Annotated in this window: 19 protein-coding genes; 8 read left to right on the top strand and 11 right to left on the bottom strand. The window is 32.2% G+C overall.

What is annotated here, in order from left to right; all coding sequences use genetic code 11:
• Positions 1-79 precede the first annotated feature (79 nt).
• Both fadH and KA900_RS12915 read right to left on the bottom strand, forming a co-directional pair.
• Positions 80-844, bottom strand: a complete 765-nt coding sequence (gene fadH, locus KA900_RS12920; RefSeq protein WP_210139742.1) for a 2,4-dienoyl-CoA reductase — start codon at positions 842-844, stop codon at positions 80-82.
• A 386-nt stretch (positions 845-1,230) separates the two neighbouring features.
• Positions 1,231-1,440, bottom strand: a complete 210-nt coding sequence (locus KA900_RS12915) for a zinc ribbon domain-containing protein (RefSeq protein WP_210139741.1) — start codon at positions 1,438-1,440, stop codon at positions 1,231-1,233.
• Positions 1,441-1,872: 432 nt separating this feature from the next.
• On the opposite strand from KA900_RS12915, the gene lqo reads away from it, so the two are divergent.
• Positions 1,873-3,363 carry an L-lactate dehydrogenase (quinone) gene (lqo, locus tag KA900_RS12910; RefSeq protein ID WP_210139740.1) on the top strand — a complete coding sequence of 497 codons (1,491 nt, stop codon included), beginning with the start codon at positions 1,873-1,875 and terminating at the stop codon, positions 3,361-3,363.
• 225 nt (positions 3,364-3,588) lie between these two features.
• Positions 3,589-3,690 (top strand): SE2200 family small protein, encoded by a 102-nt coding sequence (locus tag KA900_RS12905; protein ID WP_210139739.1) that lies wholly within the window; start codon positions 3,589-3,591, stop codon positions 3,688-3,690.
• A 132-nt stretch (positions 3,691-3,822) separates the two neighbouring features.
• Here KA900_RS12905 and speB read toward each other — a convergent pair whose 3' ends face one another.
• From speB to KA900_RS12890, 3 genes are all read right to left on the bottom strand, one after another.
• On the bottom strand, positions 3,823-4,797 hold the full coding sequence (gene speB / locus KA900_RS12900) for an agmatinase (protein ID WP_210139738.1): 975 nt from the start codon (positions 4,795-4,797) through the stop codon (positions 3,823-3,825).
• Between the two features lie 31 nt (positions 4,798-4,828).
• Complete coding sequence (locus KA900_RS12895; RefSeq protein ID WP_481906340.1) at positions 4,829-6,220, bottom strand: MFS transporter; 1,392 nt, start codon at positions 6,218-6,220, stop codon at positions 4,829-4,831.
• Between the two features lie 260 nt (positions 6,221-6,480).
• Positions 6,481-7,374 (bottom strand): LysR family transcriptional regulator, encoded by an 894-nt coding sequence (locus tag KA900_RS12890; RefSeq protein WP_210139736.1) that lies wholly within the window; start codon positions 7,372-7,374, stop codon positions 6,481-6,483.
• Positions 7,375-8,197: 823 nt separating this feature from the next.
• Here KA900_RS12890 and KA900_RS12885 point away from each other — a divergent pair.
• Positions 8,198-8,362, top strand: coding sequence for a helix-turn-helix domain-containing protein (locus tag KA900_RS12885; RefSeq protein WP_210139735.1), 165 nt, complete (start codon positions 8,198-8,200; stop codon positions 8,360-8,362).
• Between the two features lie 453 nt (positions 8,363-8,815).
• Here the strand turns inward: KA900_RS12885 and KA900_RS12880 are convergent, their stop codons facing one another.
• Positions 8,816-10,525, bottom strand: a complete 1,710-nt coding sequence (locus KA900_RS12880; protein WP_210139734.1) for an ABC-ATPase domain-containing protein — start codon at positions 10,523-10,525, stop codon at positions 8,816-8,818.
• Positions 10,526-10,777: 252 nt separating this feature from the next.
• Between KA900_RS12880 and KA900_RS12875 the strand changes: the two genes are divergently transcribed.
• Positions 10,778-12,004 carry an MFS transporter gene (locus tag KA900_RS12875; RefSeq protein ID WP_245339201.1) on the top strand — a complete coding sequence of 409 codons (1,227 nt, stop codon included), beginning with the start codon at positions 10,778-10,780 and terminating at the stop codon, positions 12,002-12,004.
• A gap of 210 nt (positions 12,005-12,214) precedes the next feature.
• Here the strand turns inward: KA900_RS12875 and KA900_RS12870 are convergent, their stop codons facing one another.
• From KA900_RS12870 to melB, 3 genes are all read right to left on the bottom strand, one after another.
• A complete protein-coding gene (locus KA900_RS12870) occupies positions 12,215-13,036 on the bottom strand; it encodes a poly-gamma-glutamate hydrolase family protein (protein WP_245339199.1) in 822 nt (273 codons plus the stop codon).
• Positions 13,037-13,248: 212 nt separating this feature from the next.
• On the bottom strand, positions 13,249-16,224 hold the full coding sequence (locus KA900_RS12865; protein ID WP_210139732.1) for a glycoside hydrolase family 2 TIM barrel-domain containing protein: 2,976 nt from the start codon (positions 16,222-16,224) through the stop codon (positions 13,249-13,251).
• A gap of 15 nt (positions 16,225-16,239) precedes the next feature.
• A complete protein-coding gene (gene melB, locus KA900_RS12860) occupies positions 16,240-17,631 on the bottom strand; it encodes a melibiose:sodium transporter MelB (protein ID WP_210139731.1) in 1,392 nt (463 codons plus the stop codon).
• A 176-nt stretch (positions 17,632-17,807) separates the two neighbouring features.
• Between melB and KA900_RS12855 the strand changes: the two genes are divergently transcribed.
• Complete coding sequence (locus tag KA900_RS12855) at positions 17,808-18,638, top strand: AraC family transcriptional regulator (protein ID WP_210139730.1); 831 nt, start codon at positions 17,808-17,810, stop codon at positions 18,636-18,638.
• A gap of 251 nt (positions 18,639-18,889) precedes the next feature.
• Entirely contained in the window at positions 18,890-19,984 is a 1,095-nt protein-coding gene (locus KA900_RS12850) for a flavin monoamine oxidase family protein (protein WP_210139729.1), read from the top strand.
• Positions 19,985-20,101: 117 nt separating this feature from the next.
• Here the strand turns inward: KA900_RS12850 and KA900_RS12845 are convergent, their stop codons facing one another.
• Positions 20,102-20,524 carry an OsmC family protein gene (locus KA900_RS12845; protein WP_210139728.1) on the bottom strand — a complete coding sequence of 141 codons (423 nt, stop codon included), beginning with the start codon at positions 20,522-20,524 and terminating at the stop codon, positions 20,102-20,104.
• A 489-nt stretch (positions 20,525-21,013) separates the two neighbouring features.
• A complete protein-coding gene (locus KA900_RS12840; protein ID WP_210139752.1) occupies positions 21,014-22,303 on the bottom strand; it encodes an ABC transporter permease in 1,290 nt (429 codons plus the stop codon).
• Between the two features lie 161 nt (positions 22,304-22,464).
• Between KA900_RS12840 and KA900_RS12835 the strand changes: the two genes are divergently transcribed.
• Both KA900_RS12835 and licT read left to right on the top strand, forming a co-directional pair.
• On the top strand, positions 22,465-23,079 hold the full coding sequence (locus KA900_RS12835) for a TetR/AcrR family transcriptional regulator (protein WP_210139727.1): 615 nt from the start codon (positions 22,465-22,467) through the stop codon (positions 23,077-23,079).
• A gap of 494 nt (positions 23,080-23,573) precedes the next feature.
• Positions 23,574-24,398 (top strand): BglG family transcription antiterminator LicT, encoded by an 825-nt coding sequence (gene licT, locus KA900_RS12830; protein ID WP_210139726.1) that lies wholly within the window; start codon positions 23,574-23,576, stop codon positions 24,396-24,398.
• The last annotated feature ends 175 nt before the right edge of the window (positions 24,399-24,573 follow it).

Raw genomic sequence — 24,573 nt, 5'->3', positions numbered from 1 at the left:
TTCTTTTTCATAGCATCCTTACCAAGAGTGGGACAACGAACTCATTTTATAAAGTATGATGTCGTTGTTCCGCTTCCTTTTAAAACGCATTCTGATTGAGCCACTGACCACCATCCATCGTCATACAAGCACCGTTAATGTAACTAGCTTCCTCTGATAATAAGAATTTAGCTAATCCTGCAATTTCTTCAGGTTCGCCCATACGCCCTAACGGCACGCTATTCAGTGTTTGTTGTCTCGCCTCTTCTGATAAACTTAATTTTCCTGAACCACCTGTATTGTCTATAGGTCCTGGTGCGATAGCATTTACAGCAATACCATATTTAGCTCCCCACTCTACAGCTAGCGTTCTAGTCATAGCTAATACGCCTGCTTTAGCACTGGCAGAATGTATAACACCGGGACCAGAACGCCAAGCATAAGTCGCTACCATATTGATAATTCTTCCTTTATGTCCTTGTTCAATCCATTTTTTACCAACAGCTTGCGTACAATACCACGTTCCATTTAAAACAATATCTACAACAGAATTCCAACCATTTGTTGATAAATCTTCTGCAGCACAAATAAAATTTCCTGCTGCATTATTGACTAAACCATCAATTTTACCATATCGCTTAATGGTTTCATCTACGGTATATTGCACACGTTCAATATCACGTACATCCATATCAATACACAAAATTTGTCCTTTTCGTTGTTCAATCTCTTCTTTCGTGGTCTTTAAACGTTCTAACGATCTACCTGTTATAACTACATTAGCATCTTCTTGAGCAAACCGCTTCGCCATCGCTTTCCCCATACCACTACTACCACCTGTAACCATAATCACTTTATCTTTCATATGTAGTCTCCTTTATAAACCAATTTAGTAAGCGCTTACATTTTAATGATAAGTATAACAAAGTTTATTGTATTTTACTTATAAAATGATGTCTAAGTTTAGTTATTACTATTTTAATAATCATAATCTATTAGAATAACTTCAATATGTTTAAACAAGATGATATTGTAACAAATATACGAATAAATACTACGCATTTATAAATGATGTAAAGTAGTTATTTAAATTTACTATCAATAAACAAAACGACAAAGTTTTTCAATACAAAGCCAATATAAATTGGAACAAAACGCACACAGGTTTTAGAGTTTTTGAAGTAATCATTTTACTTACAACTGCTCCTAGTAGCTAAAATCAATAGAAAATATGATGTTTTTGGGATTGATTTATCCTCCAAAGAATAAATCAATCATATCAGTCGTTCTGTTTTTATCTTTTTTATAAAACTCCGTATACCCGCATTTTGAACAAGTAATTGTCGTAAAGTTATTATGTTGAACATCAAATACTTTAGATAACCCTGAACCGGTAGCAGATAACGTTCCTTCTTCAATTTCAGTATTACCACACTTAATACAACCTTTTGTATCTTCCATCATTATGTCTCCCTTATCAATATTATGTAATTTCTATAACACTTCAAACATTGCGATAAACATTTTATTCACTTAAAACCTCATTATTTTTTAATAAGTTATGTCATTTGCTAAATTACTTTTCTGCTTTTCACAATTTTCTCCGAACGTTCAATAATTTTTACTGTTAATATATTCACTTGTATCCTCCTAAGAAAATAATGTAAAATTACTATATAGCACTTATAATTGTCTATCCTATGATTTATATGCATGATATAGGGTAAATAATTATATGTATGTCGACGTATTCCATAGCAGAATATGTTCTATGACTAATATGTATTTTTACATGTGAGAATAGCGTAATATAATAGTAAATAAAGACATAAGATGAGTGACAATGTATGACATATTGTTACTGATGTTATTAAGAATGAAAGGTGAGGAACTATGGCTAAAACTGAGTCAAAAGACGTCATTCTTATTGGCGCCGGCGTATTAAGTACAACATTTGGTTCTATGCTTAATGAACTTGAACCAGATTGGAATATTAAAGTATACGAACGTTTAGATCGTCCTGGCGAGGAAAGTTCAAACGAGCGTTATAACGCAGGTACTGGGCATGCTGCACTTTGTGAATTAAACTACACAGTACAGCAACCTGATGGTTCAATTAATATTGAAAAAGCAAAAGAGATTAATGAACAATTCGAAATCTCTAAACAATTCTGGGGTCACTTAGTTAAAAATAAATATATCGAAAATCCTAGAGAATTCATTCATCCATTACCACATATCAGTTTTGTAAGAGGTAAAAATAACGTCAAGTTTTTAAAAGACCGTTATGAAGCTATGAAAAACTTCCCTATGTTTGACAATATCGAATATACTGAAGATATAGAAGAAATGAAAAAATGGATTCCATTAATGATGCAAGGTCATAGCGCAAGTGATATTATGGCTGCCAGCAAAATTAATGAAGGTACAGACGTAAACTTTGGCGAATTAACTCGTAAAATGGCGGCAAACCTTGAAAAAGACCCAAATGTAGAGATTCAATATCATCATGAAGTACTTGATTTTAATCAACGTAATGACGGTAAATGGGAAGTTCATATACGTAATGTGAATACTGGTGAAACACAAACACAATTGGCTGATTATGTATTTATCGGTGCTGGTGGTGCCGCTATTCCATTACTACAAAAAACAGGTATCCCTGAAAGTAAACATTTAGGCGGATTCCCTATCACAGGTCAATTCCTAACATGTACAAACCCAAATGTGATTGAAGAACATGGTGCCAAAGTATATGGTAAAGAACCACCAGGCACGCCACCAATGACTGTACCGCATTTAGATACACGTTTCATTAACGGGCAAAAAACACTATTATTTGGACCATTCGCAAGTATCGGACCTAAATTCTTAAAATATGGTTCAAACTTAGATTTATTTAAATCTGTTAAACCATATAACATCACAACATTATTAGCAGCGGCAGTGAAAAACTTACCGTTACTTAAATATTCATTTGATCAAATTTTAATGACAAAAGAAGGTTGCATGAATCACTTGCGTACTTTCTACCCAGAAGCACGTGATGAAGACTGGCAGTTATATACTGCAGGCAAACGTGTTCAGGTAATCAAAGATACAGAAGAATATGGTAAAGGATTTATTCAATTTGGAACAGAAGTTGTAAATTCTGAAGATCATTCTGTCATTGCATTACTTGGTGAGTCACCAGGTGCATCAACTTCTGTATCAGTTGCATTAGAAGTATTAGAGAAAAACTTCTCTGAATATAAAAATGACTGGGAACCTAAAATCAAAAAAATGATTCCTTCTTATGGTAAATCATTAATTGATGACGTTGATTTAATGAGAAAAACACGTCGTCAAACTTCAAAAGATCTTGAATTAAACTATTACGAATAGACTTTTGATTGCTTAAGTGTGAAAATCTAAAATGAACTTAGACTAAGATACGATTAAACACTTATTTATGAACCTATAGTCACATGCCCATTTTTAATACACCTTGTTCTCAATTTCTTAGAAATTGAGTCATTAAGGTAATAATATCGTTTTCTCATGCCTATTGTTCATTGGTATTTTTTAAGATACTTTGCTATCATTGATTCACTTAAAGGAGCGAAATTTATGAAAAAATTATTAATTGTTGTAGCCATAGGTGCATTAGCATTCGCAGGCCTTAAACGTTATCAACAACATGTAAATCAGGCACCAAATATTGAATATTAATAAAGATTGTAAGCCGTCGCAAGGTAGTCTCACCTGTGGCGGCTTTTTCTTTTTTATATTTTAATGCAAAAAGATGGCTATAAACTTGTTGTCGTCTATAGCCACTCTGTTTTTTTATAATATATAATCTATTTATTTCTCGCCTTTTAACTCTCTTTCTTTTAATACATAACTCAACAAATCCAACATAATACGTGCGGCAGTCTGACCTGTCATACCAGCCGGGTCATAAACAGGTGCCACTTCTACTAAGTCAAAACCGACTACTTCATTGTGTTTTGCTACTGCTTTTAATAACTCATTCACCTCGTCATAAAGTAAACCGCCGGGAGATGGTGTTCCAGTACCAGGTGCAATAGAAGGATCAATACCATCGATATCAATTGTAATATATAATTTTTCGCCTTCCGGAATTAATGCTGCTAAATTTTCAGGACCTTTTTCACGCATTTGTTTCGGTGACAAAATAGTTGCACCATAATCACGAGCCGCATCTACATCTTCTTTTAAACTACTGCTAATGCCTCGGATACCATATTGGTATATATTTTTAACATGATCCATTTCAGACAATCTTCTAATACAACTGCCATGACCGTATCTTTGTCCTGAACGATGGTCCGCCCAATCTAAATGTGCATCGATTTGCAACACATGGAATGGTCCTAAAGCTTCAACACCTTTTCCTGTAGCAGCAGTAATTGAATGATCTCCGCCGATAATGACTGGCATGACACCTTTATCAACAATTTTTCGTAATGTTGCTTCGGTATTATCATGACTTTGCATAATGTCTCCATGTACAATATCCACGTCACCTACATCAAATACTTTCCATTTTGGCCCTAAATATGTGATATCATTTTCAATATCATAAGCTCCTTCTAGCCCAAAGCTATATAGTGTAGAACCTTCTCTCACACCACGTGGGCCCATACGTGCGCCTGATTTCCATTGTGTCCCCATATCATTAGGCACACCAATTACTGCCACATCTGCGTTAATATCTGGCAATTTTTCAATATTATCACATACTGGATATTTACCAAATGTACAAATACCTGTAAATGGTAAATTTAATGTTTGTTTTTCTTCTGGATTCATCATACTAAAATACCCCCGTTTAATTAAAATGTGTTTATATACAATCAGCTTTTAAAGACTTCTCATACATTGTCACCATCAAAATAACGATTGAAATAATGCCGAAACCTAATGGTGTTAACATACCAAGTGCTCCTGCCAAGTGTTCATTGTGAAACAGCTCAGCAAATGAAGTATATATTGCGGTAGAAATTGCAATACCAAATGAATAACCTAAAGAACTCGCCATTTTGTAAATACCTGAACCAATCCCTACTTTGTCGTCACTTACGTTAACCAATAAGGTATCTAATGAAGGCGTTGCATACAAACCAATGCCAATACCTGCAATTAAAAATCCAATAAATACAACGATAATGTATACTAAATTAGGCAAAAATGTTAATGCTCCAAAACTCATACCAACACTTGCTATAATAATTGAGATAAACATTGGTTTATAAGGGCCGACTTTTTGTAATAATCGTTCCCCCACGCGTATCATCAACAACAAAGCTATAATATTGCCCAATGTCAGTAACCCTGTTTGAAAAGCCGTAAACCCTCTTCCAATCTGAATATACGTGTTCGCGACAACTATTGTGCCAGCAATACCATTTTGCAAAAAATTGGTAAGTACAGCACCAGTAAATGGTTTAGATTTAAATAATTCAAAATCTATAAATTGATGTTTTCTCGTTCTTTCAAAAAAGATAAATATAAATGTTAATATGATAGATGCAATGAATAATGCCGCAATAGGAAAGCTTGCCCATCCTAAGTCTTGTCCTTGTGTCACAATAATATTAATAACTAATAAAGTGACTACAAAAATTGAAAAGCCAATAATATCAAATTTTTCTTTATTTACTTTAGCAACTTTCGTTTCTTCTATATTTTTCAATAAAACCATCGCAATGACTGCAATCGCAATAGAAAGAATAAATATCATTCGCCAATCAAAATATGTAGCGATTAATCCACCTACAAATGTGGTTATACCGCCACCGCCCCAAGAACCAAATGACCAATAACTCAGAGCACGTTGTCGTTCACTTTCTTGAAATGTTGTCTTAATCAATGCTAATGTAGCTGGCATCACAAGTGCCGCAGATAAACCTTGAAGTACTCTTGCAAAAATCAATAAAACAGGTTCTCTTGCCAAAATGACAAGCAATGAACCAATGATGCTAATGACTAAACCAACGTAAGTCATTTTCTTTCTCCCAAGTCTATCTGAAATACCGCCGCCAACTACGATAAACAATCCACAAAATAACGAAGTTAGACTCGTGGAAATATTTAAAATACCTGATGAAACATTTAGATCTTTTTGCATTGTTGGAATGATATTAATCATTGATTGTGCAAAAAGCCAAAATGTTAATATTGCTAAAACCATGCCTAAAATATACAAATCTATTTGTCTTTTAGCTTTCATGGCAATCCCCCTTTGATTTGAAGGTTCCTTCAAATTAGTTGAAGTTTAGCACCATGTTTGCAATTCAGCAACTTTGTTTCTGAATAGTCTGACAAATTATAACTGGATATTTTTTTTAAAAGCATTGATATCATCATGTTTATTTAGGTGATTTTGTTATAAAGTACAGAGGGTTATAAAATTTCTTTATGCGCTTATAAAAACGTTTACAAATGATAATAAATAAACGTTAAGCAGCTTAAAAAACCACTTAACGCTATTTTAAATTACTCTATTTCAAAATATATCTTACAAAATGATATAAAGTTTTTTATATCATTATTCATGGCTTCTTCTCTATACAATAACCATGTATTTCTTGTGATACTATCACCATTTTTAAATTTCAAATCCTTAGTATAAAACGAATCACTATCTAAAATACAGGATTTAGGAACGATAGCATATCCCATCCCTTTCTCTACAAATTTTTTACAAATTTCAATTTTATCAGCTTGAAATATGTTTCTAGCATACGTATCGTAACGTTCATTCCACCAATCATTGATTGATTTAGTAATTGAATTTTCTAGTTCTATATAGGTGTTGAAATTTTGATGTGATTTATAAACAATTCGGTATTCTTGATATAAATGTTTCAAACTTATCGATTTTTTACTAATAATTGTTAATGGATCACGTTTCAATAATATTTTCTGACCATACCAATCATAATCACCTGTTAAAATACCCACATCGAGGTCATTATTTTCCATTTGTTCCAAAATTTCAATACTCCAACCACTTGTCATAGACATATAAATATCTGTATAGGCTTGATAATATTGTTTGATTAATTCTGGCATCGTATATATAGCAAAATTTGTATTTGCTCCTAGTTTCATATTACCTTTCAAATTTTCTCGAAGTTCATTAATATTTGATTTTAAATTTTGAATTTCAAATAAAACTTTATTAGAAAATTTGACTAGATACTCCCCCTCAGGTGTGAACTTAAATTGATTTCCCATTTTTTCAACTATATTAATACCAAAATCTTTTTCAATTTTTTTCAATCTATAGGAAAGTAATGGTTGAGACATAAATAATCGTTTGGCAGCTTTAGTAAAGCTTTGTTCTTTATTAAGCATCGCTAAAATTTTATAATCTTCCTCTTGCATAAAACAATCCCCCTTTGCTTAAAACACTTATAATTATTCTACATTATTATTGTTATATTTTCTTTTTTTATAATATCTAATTATTAGATGATAATTAAAAATATATAGTTATCGTTATTCGATAAAAAATATTGAATTACGATAAAATAAAGATGTAATGTAGATAGAAAATTAAAAAAGAGAATTGATATGAATACAATTAATAATATAAGTTTTATTATCTTAATAAAAACTTTAACTGTTATCTCTATTATAGTATTAACCACACCTTATTTTTTATGGTAATAATCGCAATCTTAACCATCCGGTCCTCATTTATTAATACACAAAAGCAAATAAATCTTTTTGGGTTAATTCATTACGCGTAACTGCGCAAAATATTACAAATCATGTTTTAAATAGTATTACTTTTTCAAAACCATCTGTTGTATTAATACAATTATTAATGGCTCTATTAACCGCTTTGTATATTGTAATTATTGATCAAATAAGAAAATGGCTCAAAAATGTGAGTAGAGGTTGTATTTTCACATATAAGAATGCTAAGATAATGATTTTAATTTCATACTGTTTCGTATTATTAGGCCTTTTCGAACCCATTATTAAACTAGCTGGCAACTTTGCGGTATATCATTTTTCAAGACATAATAGTAAATTATATACACTCATTGATAATGATACCAAAATTTTCAGTGCTTTCTTTTTTAATTTCAATTTTACGCTTATATTTGCTGATATTATTATTTAGGTTATCGGTAATGTATTTAAATATAGTGCATTTTTGCAAGGTGAATTTGATTATACTGGTTAGGAGATTTTATAAATGGTTGTAGTTCGCTTAGATCACATATTAGCTGATAGAAAAATAAAACTTAGTGAATTAGCAAACGTAATTGATATTACAGTAGCAAATTTATCCAATTTAAAAACAGGAAAAGCAAAAGCACTCCGTTTTTCTACTCTAGACGCTATTTGTAAAGCACTTTAATATCAACCTGCTGATATTATAGAATATACTTACAAAGAATCATGAGCAACGAGTAACGAACAGAAATCTTATTCTCTTTGTAAAGACTGGTCAGTCTACTTTGGCGGACTCTAGTTTGATGAGACTATCATAAATTTTTCTTTCAAAAGCTATTAACAAGGAGCATGTTATATGTGCAGTTAGATTACACATTGCTATACAGCTTTATATCTTAACTGGTAGGCTCACGTATGTATGACCTCAGGCTACCCACCCACCTACTTACAACGCTTTTTATAAATAATAAAGGAGTGGGACAGAAATCGAATTTTTTTAATAAGCATTTCGTTGTCTCGCCCCAGCAAGAATGACTAAGGTTAAAAAGTTTACTATAAGTATAATTTCACCTCGGTCATCTACTGCCCAATTTTCATAAGCGTCTGAGACTTCTATTTATGTCCCAGACACTTATACTTACTTACCTTTAATTTTTAATCCTCTATAGCGATTAAGGACGCCACAGAACTCTTGCTTTCTAGGCAATGCTAAGTTACCAGGGTGTCCATCATGAGGTGAGATAACCTCTAATCCTGCTTCATCAATAAGTTCAAAAATTTTATCAGCTGCTTGGGACACAGTGTCTTGTTCATTTAATAAATTACTTTGATAATAATCAATCATCATGGCTAAACAATTGGTTTGGCTTGAGTCAACAAGTTGCTCCAAACCAGAAATATCGATACGTGCTTTACCATATAAAATTGTATGCATACCTTTCACTTTAAAACGTTGGTCTCTGCCTTTATTAGAAAAACTAGATTTTAATGGAATTCTTTTGGGTATTTCACCAAATTGATAATGAAGACCATGTTCTGGTTGATAGTTATCTGTCTCAGCAATTGCTTTAGCTTTATCTGTAACATCTTTTAGTATATATTCATCCATCATGAGTACTTGATCAGCCACTTCAAAATAATCACCTGAACCACCTACGATTAAAATCGTTGAAACCTGGTAATCTTCAAACAAAGGCTTAACTTTATTAGCAAAGGGTGTAATAGGCTCTTTGTCCGGCGCTATTAATTTTTGCATTCTAGTATCTCTAATCATAAAATTAGTCGCTGAGGTATCTTCATCTATCAATAATAATGATGTTTGTGATTCTAAAGCTTCCATGACATTCGCAGCTTGTGATGTGCTGCCACTGGCATTTTCAGTAGAAAATTGCGTAGTATCTTTTTTACCTGGTAAATTATTGATAAATGGTTCAATATTCACCTTTTCAATACTACGGCCATCTTCTGCACGAATCTTCATTGCATCTTCACGTGTAATTATCATTTCACGACCATCCTCAGGCACATGATGGTATACACCACGCTCTAAGGCCTCAAGTAATGTGGACTTGCCATGAAAGCCACCGCCTACAATCAACGTTATACCTTCAGGTAAACCCATCCCTTTAACTATTTTACCACTGGGTAAAGTCATTTGAATTTCAAATTTTTTAGGGCTTTGGAATGAAACAGCACCAGGTAATGGTTTGCCAGATACACCACTTTTTCTCGGTAATATGGAATCATTAGCCACAAAAGCAACTAAATGTTGAAGTTTGAGTGTTTCACGTATAAATACTTGATCTGTATACAATATCACTTGTTCATTTAAGGCCGCTTGATTCAAATTTTTATACAATAATGATTGTTCTACTATTTTGGGTACTAGATCTATAAATATGTGATCAGCTACTTTTCCTAAAATCTTTCTTCCAGCAGCTGGTAAACCGACTTCAAAACGGACTTCGATATCACGTTTATTGATAGTTACAGAGGTCCGTTTTAATATCTCTTGTCCACAATGGTCTATAACAATATCTGGAGATTTTTTCGAAAATCTATCAGATTTAAGAACGGATTTAATGCGATTGCTAAAAGTTCTTGTTAAAAAATCAGATACAGCAATGATTTTAGTCGATGAGTCTAATAATTCATTAGGTATTTTAGCAATATCTCGTTTCATTTTGATACGTACTTTAGATGGTGGCGCGTAAGGATCTGCTTGTATATGATCTATAGCTAAACGAAAGTGCTCAAATTGATATTCACCTTTGATCCGTTTATATGCGCCATATTTTTGTGCATCTAACGATTTTAATAATTTTTCGAATTCCAATACATTATTCAAAACGTACACTCCTTCAACCTATGTTAAGACTTTGTTATTTCATACCCATAATAACAATTAATTGAAACTATCAATTGTATCAAAACCATTATATTACAGTGCAAATTTCAATCACTCAGAAATTTTAATTTAAAAATTAAAAGATGTAATTTATTTCAATTTCACACAATGTTTTCGTCAGTTTTACTAAAGCATATTTCCCAGAAAATAGTTACTATTAAATTGAATAAATTTATGAAAGGAGTATCTTATATGCAACAAGAAACAACACCTATCCATAAAACATATTGGATTAAGTTAGTTACTATCTTCACGTTGGGTTGGCTCGTGATTTACGCTGCCCGAACGATTCTAAACCCTATTATGGGAGACATCAAACAGGCATTTTCATTAAACAATGCACAGTTAGGTTTAATTATGAGTATCTTCTTTGTTGGTTACACATTAACTCAAATTCCCTCAGGTGTTTTAGGGGATAAAATCGGCCGTAAGACAATACTTGTACCTAGCATGCTTATTTTCGGTATATTTACAGCCGTTACAGGTATTATGCCATCATTCTTCCTATTCATGTTTGCTTGGCTCATGGTAGGACTGGCACAAGGCGCATACTATGGGCCACAATATGCCTTATCTTCGGAAGCAATTCCTGAAAAGCATATCACGTTAGGTAGCGCACTGATTAATAGCGGCATGGCTTTTGGGACATCCATTGGATATTTTATTTCAAGTTATACGGTTCAAGAATTTGGTATGCATTGGCGTGTACCCTTCATTATTATGGGTATTCCAGTACTTATTTTAGCTTTGCTTATGTATAAAGTGATCAAAGAACGACCGAAGCAAACCATCATCTCTAATGACTCAGTTCAGGAAAATTTTAAATTTTCAAGTTTGTTTAAAAATCGAAACCTTATTTTAGCTTATATTATTATTTTCTGTTCTATTTATGGTTTTTTTATGATTATCACATGGTTACCTTTTTACTTAGAAACTGAACGAGGTATTAGTGGCGCACAAATCGCTTTTGTCGCATCACTTGTACCTTGGGCAGCGATATCTGGATCTTTATTCTTTAGTTGGGTATCTGATCGTTTAGGTAGACGTCGTCCAGTGCTCATTATCATGTTGCCATTAGCATTTATTTTTACAATATCTATAGTGATGTTTCATAATTTATGGGTTTTATATATTGCTTTAATTGGGTACGGTATTGTTGGAAAAATAAGTACTAACCCTGTACTCATCGCTGTGGTATCAGACAATGCGCCTAAAGATGCATTGAGCACTTCTTTTAGCGTCTATAACTTTATTGGTATGACCGCTTCTATATTAGCACCTTATTTAACAGGTTACTTAACCGATTTAACTGGCAAAATGGCAACTGGTTTCTACCTAGCAGGTAGCTTACTCATTATCGGATTTATTTGTGCGCTTTTATTAAGAGAGGATAATAAAATAAAATTAAGCTCATTTTAATCCCTAGGCTATACTCGTAGTCTTATCGTTTAATCAACATAGTATGAATATGATGACTAGGTTTTAGCGCATTTTGATACATCTTGTCCAAAATCTAGTCATTTTTATTATTAATTACTTATTATAATTATATATAAATAGTATATTCCGATTAACTTATTTTAAATTAGGCCAATTATAAACTTCAATCAAACTGAGCTGAATCTCTCGTCATTCTTCTAATTTCACTTTGTTAATTGCTTGATTAATTGCTTTGGCCATATCTAACATAGTCGCACTATAATTAGACTCATCATTTCTCGATTGACTACTTAAATCATTATTAGAGAATAACTGTTCTCTTAAAGCAGTTGTCATTTCAATTTGTACACCCTCTCCTTTTTCATTCATATTGGCTGGATTACTATTTGCGCGACCTTCAATTAAATCAGGCGCTTCTTCAGCTTTAATTCCTTTGGATTTTAATTCATCTGTTATCTCTGAGCGTAATTGTTCATCCTTACCTCCTATATATGCAACAGCTTTATCGCCTTTATAACCATGGATCATTACACTATATTGCTTATCTGAAACCATGTCGTGCAATACGTCATTGTCATAATTTACTGATGTGACGTGTAATTCAGAGTTATTTGCATTTCTAATACCTTCAAATGAAAAGTAATTATAGTTGCCAAGTCGGGCAGTATATTTTGCTAATTCTGTAGTACCTGGTTCAATTGCGCCTCCGTGCATAGCTGCAATAATTGTATTGCTATCATTTTTTTCCGTATTGATTTTCCAATCAACACCTTCTTTCGTTTCTTTTTGGAGCTCTTCCATAGATTCATATTTATCAGGATTTCGGTTAGCAACTTCATAATTAATACGGTATGCATTTAGAGTGTTGGACTTTTCAATATTGCATGTTTCAGATGCATCACTTTTAGTTGAGTTAAAAAACGAAATACTTAGAACATTTAATATAAATAAACTACTCACGATAATCATTTGATTCAATTTAAAATACTTCTTTAAAATATTTTTCCTCATGGTTACCCCCTCATTATATATACAGATATACTTAAAATAAATTTAAATCAAACTAAACTATTTTAGTTATTTTATATTTATTTATTACCACTTATTTTGTTGAAGTATCAAACCACAACTCAAAATAGTTTAATTTTCTAATTAGAAGTAGCGGTTGTAAAAATAGAAAATCCCCACAAAATGCGTTTGATTTTGTGGGGGTCTTACTTCATTTATTCAAATCTTAATTCAAATTGGAAGTTGATATGTTTGTCGTTTAAACGGTAATCTTTGTTTAATTCTGGTCCACAACTATTAGAGCCGATACCACTTTGTGCATAATCAATATATAAATAAGTATTACCTTCTACTAATTGATCTTTATGCTTTGTATGTGTTAGGTCTTCTAATGTATAATGCGTTGCATTGAAGCTAAATGGTTGTTTGCTAGATACAACCATTTGATGTTGGTCACTTGAAATGTTTACATAAGTTGTACCATCGTGACTGCCTGTTTCTTGTGGTTTGATATGATTATCACCGTTATCTGTGACAGTTGTATCGAAATAATCTAAATAGTTCGCTACGCCTTTGTCTGGATAACTACTAAATGGTCCATTACCGTAATAAGTTACTGATTCAAATGCTTTTGGCAACACCATAGCTAAGCCAAACCTCGGTAAAAACGGCCCTTCTGTATCTTTTTCTAAATCGTAATTCACATTAAGACGTCCATCATTATATACTGTCCATGTCATTGATCCCTGTAGTATAGGAGGAACAACATCATTAATTATTACAATTTCAAAATCAACACTGACCGCATCATCAGTTTCTATAATTTTATAATCACGTATGCGCGTAATTGCATCATAATAGCCTAAATACGCCCAATCCTTTTTAATATTAATATCATTATCTGTAGGCGCACGCCAAACATTGTTTTTTGTAGGTTGGGTTAAAATAATCTCATTTTTATGGATAACAGACGCTAAGCTACCATCTGCTTTATTAAAGGCATATTGCCTATCATTTGTTGCAATAGTAATGCTTTGATTATTTTCTTTATAGCTTAATTCACCATTTTCTTGGGTAGTATCATACCCAACTGGTTGTCGTTGGTAGACAATTTGATCATGACCTAGTTCAAAATGATTATGGCGTAATGGTTCTTCATTTTTCAATTTATAACGTAATAACACATCACTTAATTCACTCATTTCAATATAGTCACTTAAATCGACATCTTTTATACTATGTGGTTCAAAGTTATTCATCATAATTTCAAATATCTTTTTGTCACCATTTAAATAAGTTGCTGTACCTTCAATAGTTAAATAGTGCTCTACACTACTGAAATCTAGTTGATTACGCAATTTTAAAATACCATCTGCTTCATGTATTAATTTAACAGGCCTATGTTCGTGTTTAAATTCATAATATCCTTCGTGTGGTATACGGTCAGGGCAAACAATACCATCAACACAGAAGTTACCGTCATGCAGTTTTTCTCCAAAATCTCCACCATATCTAAAGATAGGATCACCATGATGTTGACCAACTTGAATGGCATGATCACACCATTCCCATACAAACCCACCAATAAAACTATCGTATTGTTCTACAAGTGTTTGATAAGCGTGCAAGTCACCAGGAGAATTCCCCATTGCATGTGCGTATTCGCAAAGTATAAATGGTTTATCTAAACTAGGATCTGTCAGATATGCTGTTTCTACTTCGTCTGGTGAAGGATACATTCTACTAATCATTTCAACATTTGATAAATCATATGATTTTGACTTGTCTCTATGGAAAGTGCCCTCATAGTGTAATGGGCGTGTCGCATCTAATGCTTTGGCGTGTGCCATAGCTTTGACCATATTCACACCAAAGCCTGATTCATTGCCCATAGACCAAGATACAATTGAACTATAATTCTTTAACGGCGTAATCGATGCTTCAATGCGTTCAATTATTGGTATTTCATACTGCGGGTCATCTGTAATAATGTTAAAGTTATCTGTATTTTCATCACCATAAAGCCTAACAACACCATGTGTTTCTAAATCTGCTTCGCTCATCACATAAAATCCGTATTGGTCTGCTAATTCATAGAATAATGGCGATTTAGGATAATGTGCTGTACGAATCGAGTTAAAGTTGCCTTGTTTCATCAATGCTAAATCCTTCATAAATTGTGATTCACTCATCACATAACCTGTTCGAGGATCACTATCATGATAATTAGCACCTCTAAATTTAATAGATTGGCCATTGATATAAAATTGATTATCTTTGATTTGTACTTCTCTAATACCAACTTTTTGTGTAATAACTTCTGTTTCAGTAGACAGTGTCACAGTATATAGTGTTGGATTTTCAGTTGACCACAATTGTGGCGTTTCAATTGTGAAACTATAGTTGTTTGAAATATCTTTTTCTTGAATCAGCACGCCTTTAGGATCATATACGTGTGCCTTAATTTTGCCCAAATCTTGTTTATCTTCTAATTTAACATCAATTGCGCCTTGAGTTAGCATTTCATTGACACGTGTTTCAATTTTAAAATCGTTAATACGTGCTTTTGCACGTTTTAAAATATAGACATCTCTAAAAATACCTGAATGTCTGAACATATCTTGGTTTTCAAAATATGTACCATCTGAATATTTTAAAACCAGTACTTGAATCGTGTTAATACCATCATGAATCAAATTGGAAATATCAAATTCAGAAATCGAATGAGAAATTTGGCTATAACCAACAAATTGATTATTAATCCATACATAAAACGCACTATCTACGCCTTCAAAATTTAAGTGATAGTCACTGTCTTCATCATATGTTGTCACTTCAAATGATCTTGTATAGCGGCCACATGGATTCTCTTTAGGGACATATGGCGGTTCAAATGGTATCGGGTATTGTGTATTTAAATATTGTATTTGATCATACCCATATAAATTCCAAACTGACGGCACAGGAATATGATGTTTATCCACTTCTCTACTCGTATTCAAACAGTCTGCTAATGTATTAAAATATTCAAAACACCAATCTCCATTTAACAACGTTACATTATTAGTTTGATAACGTGTTTCTAAACGGTAAGCGACCTCTCCCGGTTGATAAGGTATATAAAATGCACGACGTGGCAAAGTATTTACATGTTGAATATCTATATTTTCATGAAATTGTTGTTCTATCATTGATTATTTCCTCCTTTATTTACTCATACGTTCTTTGTGTTCTCTCTGACGTTTGTTCTGCAGCGTCTGTTCTATATCCGTTAAGAAATCACCTTTTAAATGAAAAGCTTTATGATATAAAAATGCAGCTAAGATTACGAAAATGATAGGCAATATGATAATTAAAATACGTAACCCATTAATTGTCAGCGCTGTTTGCGCTTCATTTGGTGTATAGCCTAAAATGGATAATCCAAGCCCTACAATAAGCGCAGCTACAGCTTGTGAAGTTTTTGTTAAAAATGTATTCGTTGACGTAATTACACTTTCGTTACGCTGTCCAAATTTAACTTCACCGTAATCGATAACATCTGCTAACGAAACTGTTGTGATACCAATCATAAATCCTAATCCAATCCGTAGTAAGCCTGCGCCTACAATTACAGTTATGACGCTTTGTGGTGCGACAAAACCTGAAATTAAAATAAATAATAAACCTACAATAATGAGTGTAATTGAAGTATTAAAAGCTTTGGTTCTCCCTACCCATTTGATATAACGTGGTAACATTAATAAACCGAGCATTTCGCAAAGAATCATTGCATTGAAAATAGCAAATAAATGCTCTGCATTTACTACATATTTAAAGTAATAGATAATAGAACCATTCAGTGTTTGTAAACAAAGGTTAAATGTTAGTAAAACACCCATGATTGCTAATAATTCTTTATTTTTAAATAATATTCTACCAATATCTTTAAAATTCACCTTAATACCTGTTTGTTGTTCCATTTCTTTATCCTCGGGTACTTTCCATACTGTGACACCAATTGTAAATATAAAAACAGCACTACAAATAACTGCAAATACGAAAATACCTATTGAATCACTACCTTTACCAAATATATCCCCGAGTTTATGTATAAAAAATAAACCAAATGTCCCTATAGTAAACGCAGCTAAACTTGCGAAAAATCTTGGTATTACAGATATTTCTTCACGTTCTCTAGGATTATGCGTTAAATTAGGCAACCAAGACCAATACGGAATATCCATCATTGTATAAGTCATGCCCCATGCAATATATATAATTGATATATATACATACATCGCAGTTTGTGGTAAATCAAAGTTTGTGAATAATAAAATTGTAACAATAGCATTCACTACCGTCCCGATTACTAACCAAGTTTTAAATTTACCAAAATTATTCCGTGTATTATCGACAATTACACCCATGATTGGGTCATTAATCGCATCCCATATTCGTGCAACAAAAAGCATTACGCCCACAAACGCTGGACTTAAACCGACAATATCTGTGATATAAAACATTAAAAATACACCAACAATGTTGAAGATGGCGTCCTTACCTATGGCACCGAATCCAAAAGAAAATTTTTGCATGCCTGTTAAGTGTCTATTCATTTTCTCACCCCTGAAATTTATACAAATAAAACGCTTTCATAATGTGTTAACTTTATTTTATCAATTATTTATAAAGGTTATGAATAGCATTATGATGATAAAATATGGCAAAATGTTTCATTTATACTTAAAATATGGTTATATAAACTATATAACTATATTTTAAGAGGTATTCTATGCAAGTGTTATGGAAAAAATTTCAAAAAAAGCATATTGATGCAGATTTAGTAGAATGTGGCATTGAAATTGGTGTGCCGAACGTTGGTTATAAATATTCAGTAATCAAAGAATTTGTTTTACATATCGTAACCCATGGCGAGGGGGTGTTTATTTACAATGGTAAAAAACATGCACTAAAAGAAGGCGATATGTTTTTATTAGAAAAAGGGATGGATGTAGAATATAGGCCGTCGTTTTCTAACCCTTGGACATACTATTGGATTGGGTTAAGCGGTAAACAAATTTTAGATTATTTACAACGGTGTCATATTGTAGATAAACATGTCATTATTAATCAAGAGACGTCCGAAATAAGTCATACTATCCAAAAAATATGCAATCTTTCAAAATCAATTGATACAAATAATTCTAATGATATTTTAATTATGCAATACTTATATGACTTAGCTTACAAATTACAAAAACAATTTCCTAAAATATTTTCAGTTAATGTCGATATTATTAATAAAGATATTCAAAATGCGGTTGCCTATATCAATACAAATTATCAGAATAATATTATGATTGTGGATGTAGCGAATCATGTCAATGTAACACGCAGTCACTTATTTAGACTGTTTAAGAAAAACTTAAATTGCTCTCCTAAAGCATATTTAACTTATATTCGAATGTATCATGCTTCCCAATTATTAATTCATAGCAATGTCTTAATAAATGAAATAGCGCGTCAAGTTGGTTATAAAGATCCGCTTCTCTTCTCTAAAAGTTTCGCTAAACATTTTAAAATTAGCGCTTCTGAATATCGAAATCAGTTTGGCACTCAATGAACTTAAAAAACTTAACGTATTACTTAACATATTTAATTACAAGCATAGCAAGCCATCGAGGTTTCAACATGGATGAATTTATATTGATTTTAACTTTTTTAATCTATTCATACGCTTAATGATATAATCAAACGGTTTTCTTTATTTAATTGTTTTATATGCTTCAAAAAAACACGTTATTTATAAAAATATAATGATTATGTTATAATTATCTTAATTTTCGAAATTTTTAAAAGAAAGGTGTTTTAAGTATGCCATTGCAGGTATTAATTATCGGAGGTGGTATAGCTGGACTGCGTATCGGCACTTTGCTTTCAGAAAGCAATATCTCTTTCAAAATTGTAGAATCGCGAGAAAGATTGGGTGGCAGAGTGCTAACGAAACACGACAATTCCAAAGATTATTTTGATTTAGGCCCCACATGGTATTGGCCAGACACCGAAAAGCATATCGAATCTCTATTACATACATACAACCTTTCTACAATTGAGCAATATAATGAAGGCGACAGTTTACTAGAATTATCTCAAAATCAATCACCAAAACGTATTGCTGCTTCTAACGTAAATAATAGAAGCAAGCGGATCGTAGGTGGTGTTAATGCGCTAGTAACAGCATTAAACAACCATATTTCTGACGATAATATTATTTTGAATCATAAAGTTGAATCAATTTACCAAGAAAATCAATCATCTTATTCCGTTGTTACTTTAAACCAACACAGCCAGACGCATGAAACATTTCATGCTGATATTGTTGTCTTAACTGTGCCACCAAGATTAGTCCTTAATTCAATTGATTTCATACCGCCTCTGCCAGAGCCATTACAAATGGACTTACTTAATAAACCGACTTGGATGGGCGCGCAAGCTAAAATTGTGGTAACCTATCAACATCCTTTTTGGAGAGATGAAAATCTTTCTGGTAATGTTGTTAGTTGGTCAGGTCCATTAAGAGAAATCTATGATGCTACTATCCCTTCTGGCAAAGCTGCATTATTCGGTTTCTTCAGCCTTCCTCCATCTGAAAGGTATTCAAAATCTGAAGTATTGATTAAGGACGAAGTAATTCAACAATTAACCAAACTTTTTGGTAGTCAAGCACAAGCGTATGAACAAATTTTATATAAAGATTGGTCTCAAGATGGTCATACTGTAACCGAAGGTGATAAACTTAACATCGAAAGTTTCCCGAGTTATGGTCCACCACCAAAATATTTCAGCAATATACTTTTTGCTGGCACAGAGTACGACACTGTCCATGGTGGCCATGTCGAAGGCGCATTGTCCTCAGCGAATCAAATTTCCCAGGAAATTAAAAGTATAGTCAGCTCATCATCAAAATAAAAAAGTGGAACGACGAAATCATATTTTTATAAAATGATTTCGTCGTTCCACTTCTTATTTATAATATAGTTCAAAGGTATTTTGCGTTTTTAAATCCTCAATATGCTCAATATGTGTTTAGCTATTAACTTCTCCTTGAATACGAATAGATACATCTGCTTTTTTTAATAACTTACCAATGGTACATCCTCTGTCAGCTATCTCAAAAAGTCGATCTACTTCTTCAAAATCTTTTTTGTCTGCGTTTTCAGGTAAAGTGATTTTAGGATAATGTATAAATTCGAATGCTTTGTTTTCTAATTCTTTAATTTCAGTGTCCATTTGGACATCTACTACTGAAATAGTTCTTGCCTCAATCGCATACATTAATGTAATGATATAACAGGATGCTGCTGAACTTGCTAACAATTCTTTTGGCGTCGCACCTTCTCCAGTACCACCTGATTTAGTTGCTACTGCAATCTTTGCGTCTAAATGCTCTGTTTCTACTTTTCCAAATCCTTTAATGTCACCGTTCCAATTTGTTTTTATTATAGCCATAATGACCTCCTCCTTTTTATTATTTATGAAGCGTGGCATACCATCAATTTAATACAAAATTCATTTATTAGTAATAAAATTTGTTTTATTATCATATTAGCACGGCACGCATTAACCTTAAAATTTCATTGCCTTTATCACATATTATAAAATTAGGAGTGGGACAGAAATCGAATTTTTAGTATGAAGTTCGTTGTCCCCTCTCGGCAAGGATGACTAGGGTTGAAAAACTTACTATAAGCATAATTTTAACCCAGTTATCTACTACCCAATTGTGATAAGCAACTGAGACTTCTATTTATGTCCCAGACTCATCATAGTTAAAATACAACTATTTACTATTATTTATATTATTCCCATTAAATCATTTACCAATCTTTATTATTCATTTTCAAACATATAAATCTATACATTAAAAAACTCTAAAACGCTTGATTAAAAAGTGTTTTAGAGTCTTTATAGATTATAGATTAAGCAAAATATTAAATTTTATGATGGTACCTCAGTGCGTTTAGTGCTATGTTTTCTAATTCCTGCAGCTATCACTGTAGAAGCAGCACCAAAAATCATAAACCCAATAAACATCCACATCGTTGTATCTAATTGGACATCTCCATGTAAATATAAAATCTCTCTTAATGAACTAGCATAATGCGCAAACGGGTTCCATCCAACAATATATTTTTGATAGAAATCAGGTAACATTTGTTTTGGTAATGTTACTAATTGCATACTGAAAAACATTAAAAGGAAAAATATTGGGATAGTTTTCAAACCGAACCAAGTCATCGTACCTAATATAAGTCCTACGAACCCCATGATTGCTAGAGCAACAAATGTAGCTGTCGTATTTGCATTGTTGAAATCAAACCCCAGTACAGCTTCCATAAAGTAAATATATGCAAATGCGCCTACAAATGCTGTAATGATTGTCATAGCAATTTGTCCTAATGAAGCAATCATACGGTGTTGTATTGCAATATTATTACTCGTTCTAAAAGCAAAAAAGAGCAATACTGAAATGAGAATAGAACCCATCCACACTGGCATAAACATTAAGAATGGACCATTGCCACCTGCTTGATGACTGCTCACTTTATTTATTTTTTCATTACTTACGTTAACTGGATGCGTTAAACTTTGAACGTCTGATGCTTTTACATCAACATCTTGCTTTTGTAGTATAGACAAGCTTTGTTTTGTAATTTGTTGGTTCATGTTATCACCCATGCCTCCCAATATTTGAGAAGCCATTTGTGATACTTGTGTCCCACCGCCATCATTGACCATTGTTTTAAAACTTGCTTTTTGTGTTTTTATTTTTTGATTGTTTCCAGATTCCGTCATTTTTTCCTGCATTTTTTTCGCTTGTTCTGCTGGCACCTCACCAGATTGAACTTTATCTTTCATTTCTTGTTTTTTAGCGTCCATAACTACTTTTTGTGTTTTACTTAGTGCATGTTTCGAAAAATCTTTTTCAATAATTGCTGCACCATAATATTTTTGATCTTTCATGCCTTTTTTTATATCTGCTTCACTATCAACTTGAACCCATTTAACCGTATCTGAATTGCTGTCTATTAATTTACCTTCTAAATTCTTACCTATATTAATATTTTTGCCTTGTATGTCAGTACCTTTATCTTGGTTGACTATTGCCATTAGAATATCTTTAGGTTTTGGATTAAATGCTGGGTAAAAAGCAATTGAAAAAATAACAAATATTAGAATAGCTACAATAGGTGTAAGCCATAGTAATTTACTTTTAAAAATATTTATTTATCATCCCTCCTCTTTTTAAAAAACATAGTGTTGAATATTTATCACCTTGTCTATTATAATAGGAAGTAAATCTTATACAATAATCAATGATACTCAAGTCGTTCATTAATGAACACTTTATCTATAAATGTCTATTAAATATAAAGGAGTTTGAATTTATGCCAGAAGATAGACGTGTCCGAAAAACACAAAATGCGATTAAACAAGCATTTATTCAATTGTTAAATGAAAAAGATTTAGATAAAATAACGATCAGTGATATTACCCAAAATGCTGATATTAACCGTGGGACTTTTTATCTTCATTATGAAGATAAATATACGCTTTTAAATAAGATGGAAAATGAATATATTGAACATTTATCGAACACACCAAATACAAAAGATAAATTCTATGTGGGTATGGATGCTAAAGCATTTGTACGTATCTTTACCGAAGAAAAATTAAAAAAAATTGTACTTCACATCGATGCCAATTTTGAGTTTTATAAAACCATCTTTTTATTAGAAAGACGTAGCCAATTAGAAACAAAATTAAGTCAAGTGATTTATCAAAACATGAAAAATCATATTACAACTAAAAATACGATAGATGGTATTCCGTTAGATTATTTTCATAGTTATGTCTCAGGTGCGACAATATCTTTTATTAAATATTGGGTGAAAGATAATCGTAGAATCGACCCGTACACCTTAATAGACAGTTTAGTTAAAATTGTTTTTAATGGGCCACTGAGACTAATGGCGAAAGAACAATATAATCTCCGCGAATAATAATTAGATTATTGTGAAAAGCCAACGCTCAAGTTAATTTCATTATTATAATTAACTTGAAAATGTTAATAGCGTTTGGGTTCAATACAATAACATATCAATAATTTTAATAAGCGCTGTTTAAGCACTTATAATTTATCTATGTACACTTTCAATGTGCATTTTCAAACTTGAAATGGAACAACAGACACTTCTTAAAAAATAGTTTCATCGATCATCCTACTAATATGACTAGTAAAGAGAATACAAGCACTAACGTTCATGATAAGTAGCATTAAAATTGAGAAACATAGTTTAAGTAAAATTATTTTTTAAATTTGTACTTTTAATAAGCACATTGTCATTACAGTCAGCAATTGGCTACACAATATTCACGGTTAAGTAACTATTTATAGATCAACGTTCATGCTCAACATATTTTGACTATTTCTCATATTCTCGTCTATATTTAATGTATTATCATTTCAAAATCACTTAACTAAGGGAATGTTTTTATGAAAATCACTAAAATCTTAAACAATAATGTTGTATTATCCAAGATTAATGGAGAAGAACGTATCGTTATGGGAAACGGATTAGCGTTCGGCAAGAAAAATGGACAACAACTAGAACGTTCAAAAATTGAAAAAGTGTTTCGGTTAACGAGTGAAGATCAAGAACACATGTTAACTTTATTAAACGAAATCAATCAAGATGTGCTTTTAATTACTGAAAAAATTATAAAAGCGGCAAACCAACTTTATGATTCACCCGTTTCAGAAACGATTTATATTGCATTAACTGATCATATCAATTATGCGATTGAACGCACACGTGATGGTTTTGATATCAAAAATCCATTACTCTATGAAATACGTACACTATATCCAAATGAATATGAAGTAGCTCAAAATGGATTACACGAGATTAATCATTATTTCAATGTTACGTTACCAAAAGACGAAATTGGATTTATTGCTATGCATATTGTAAATGCTAGTTTAGATGAAAATATTGCCAATATTTATGAAATCACTAAAATTACTAAAAATATGCTTGATATCGTTCGTTATCATTTCAATCTTGCTATCAACGAAGATGATCTAAACTACTCTAGGTTTATGACACACCTTAAATTTTTTAGCCAAAGGCTAATTAATCATCAATCTTTAAATGAAGTTACAGATGAAAATCTACTAGGTGCTTTAAAACACAAGCATGCTAAGTCAGATGCTTGTGTTGATAAAATCGCAGACTTTTTACTCAAACATTATCATCACCCATTATCTAACGACGAACGCGTTTATTTAATACTACATATCGCGCGATTACTAAAATAATAAATGTAAGCGTTGACATACTTTTTTATAGCGGCTATACTATATTCAAACTTATATTTTGTTACTTTTGACGTTGTTATCAACGTTTGGGGTTGTAACTTTAAGTAGGCAAAACCCAGAGTAATGCATTACGAACCTAAATAGAGGTCCGTATGTGTATTATTCTGGGTTTTTT

The organism is Staphylococcus sp. GDY8P120P (genome assembly GCF_017892065.1).
In the GTDB taxonomy this organism is placed as follows: domain Bacteria; phylum Bacillota; class Bacilli; order Staphylococcales; family Staphylococcaceae; genus Staphylococcus; species Staphylococcus nepalensis.
This window is presented reverse-complemented; position numbering and strand designations above follow the sequence as displayed.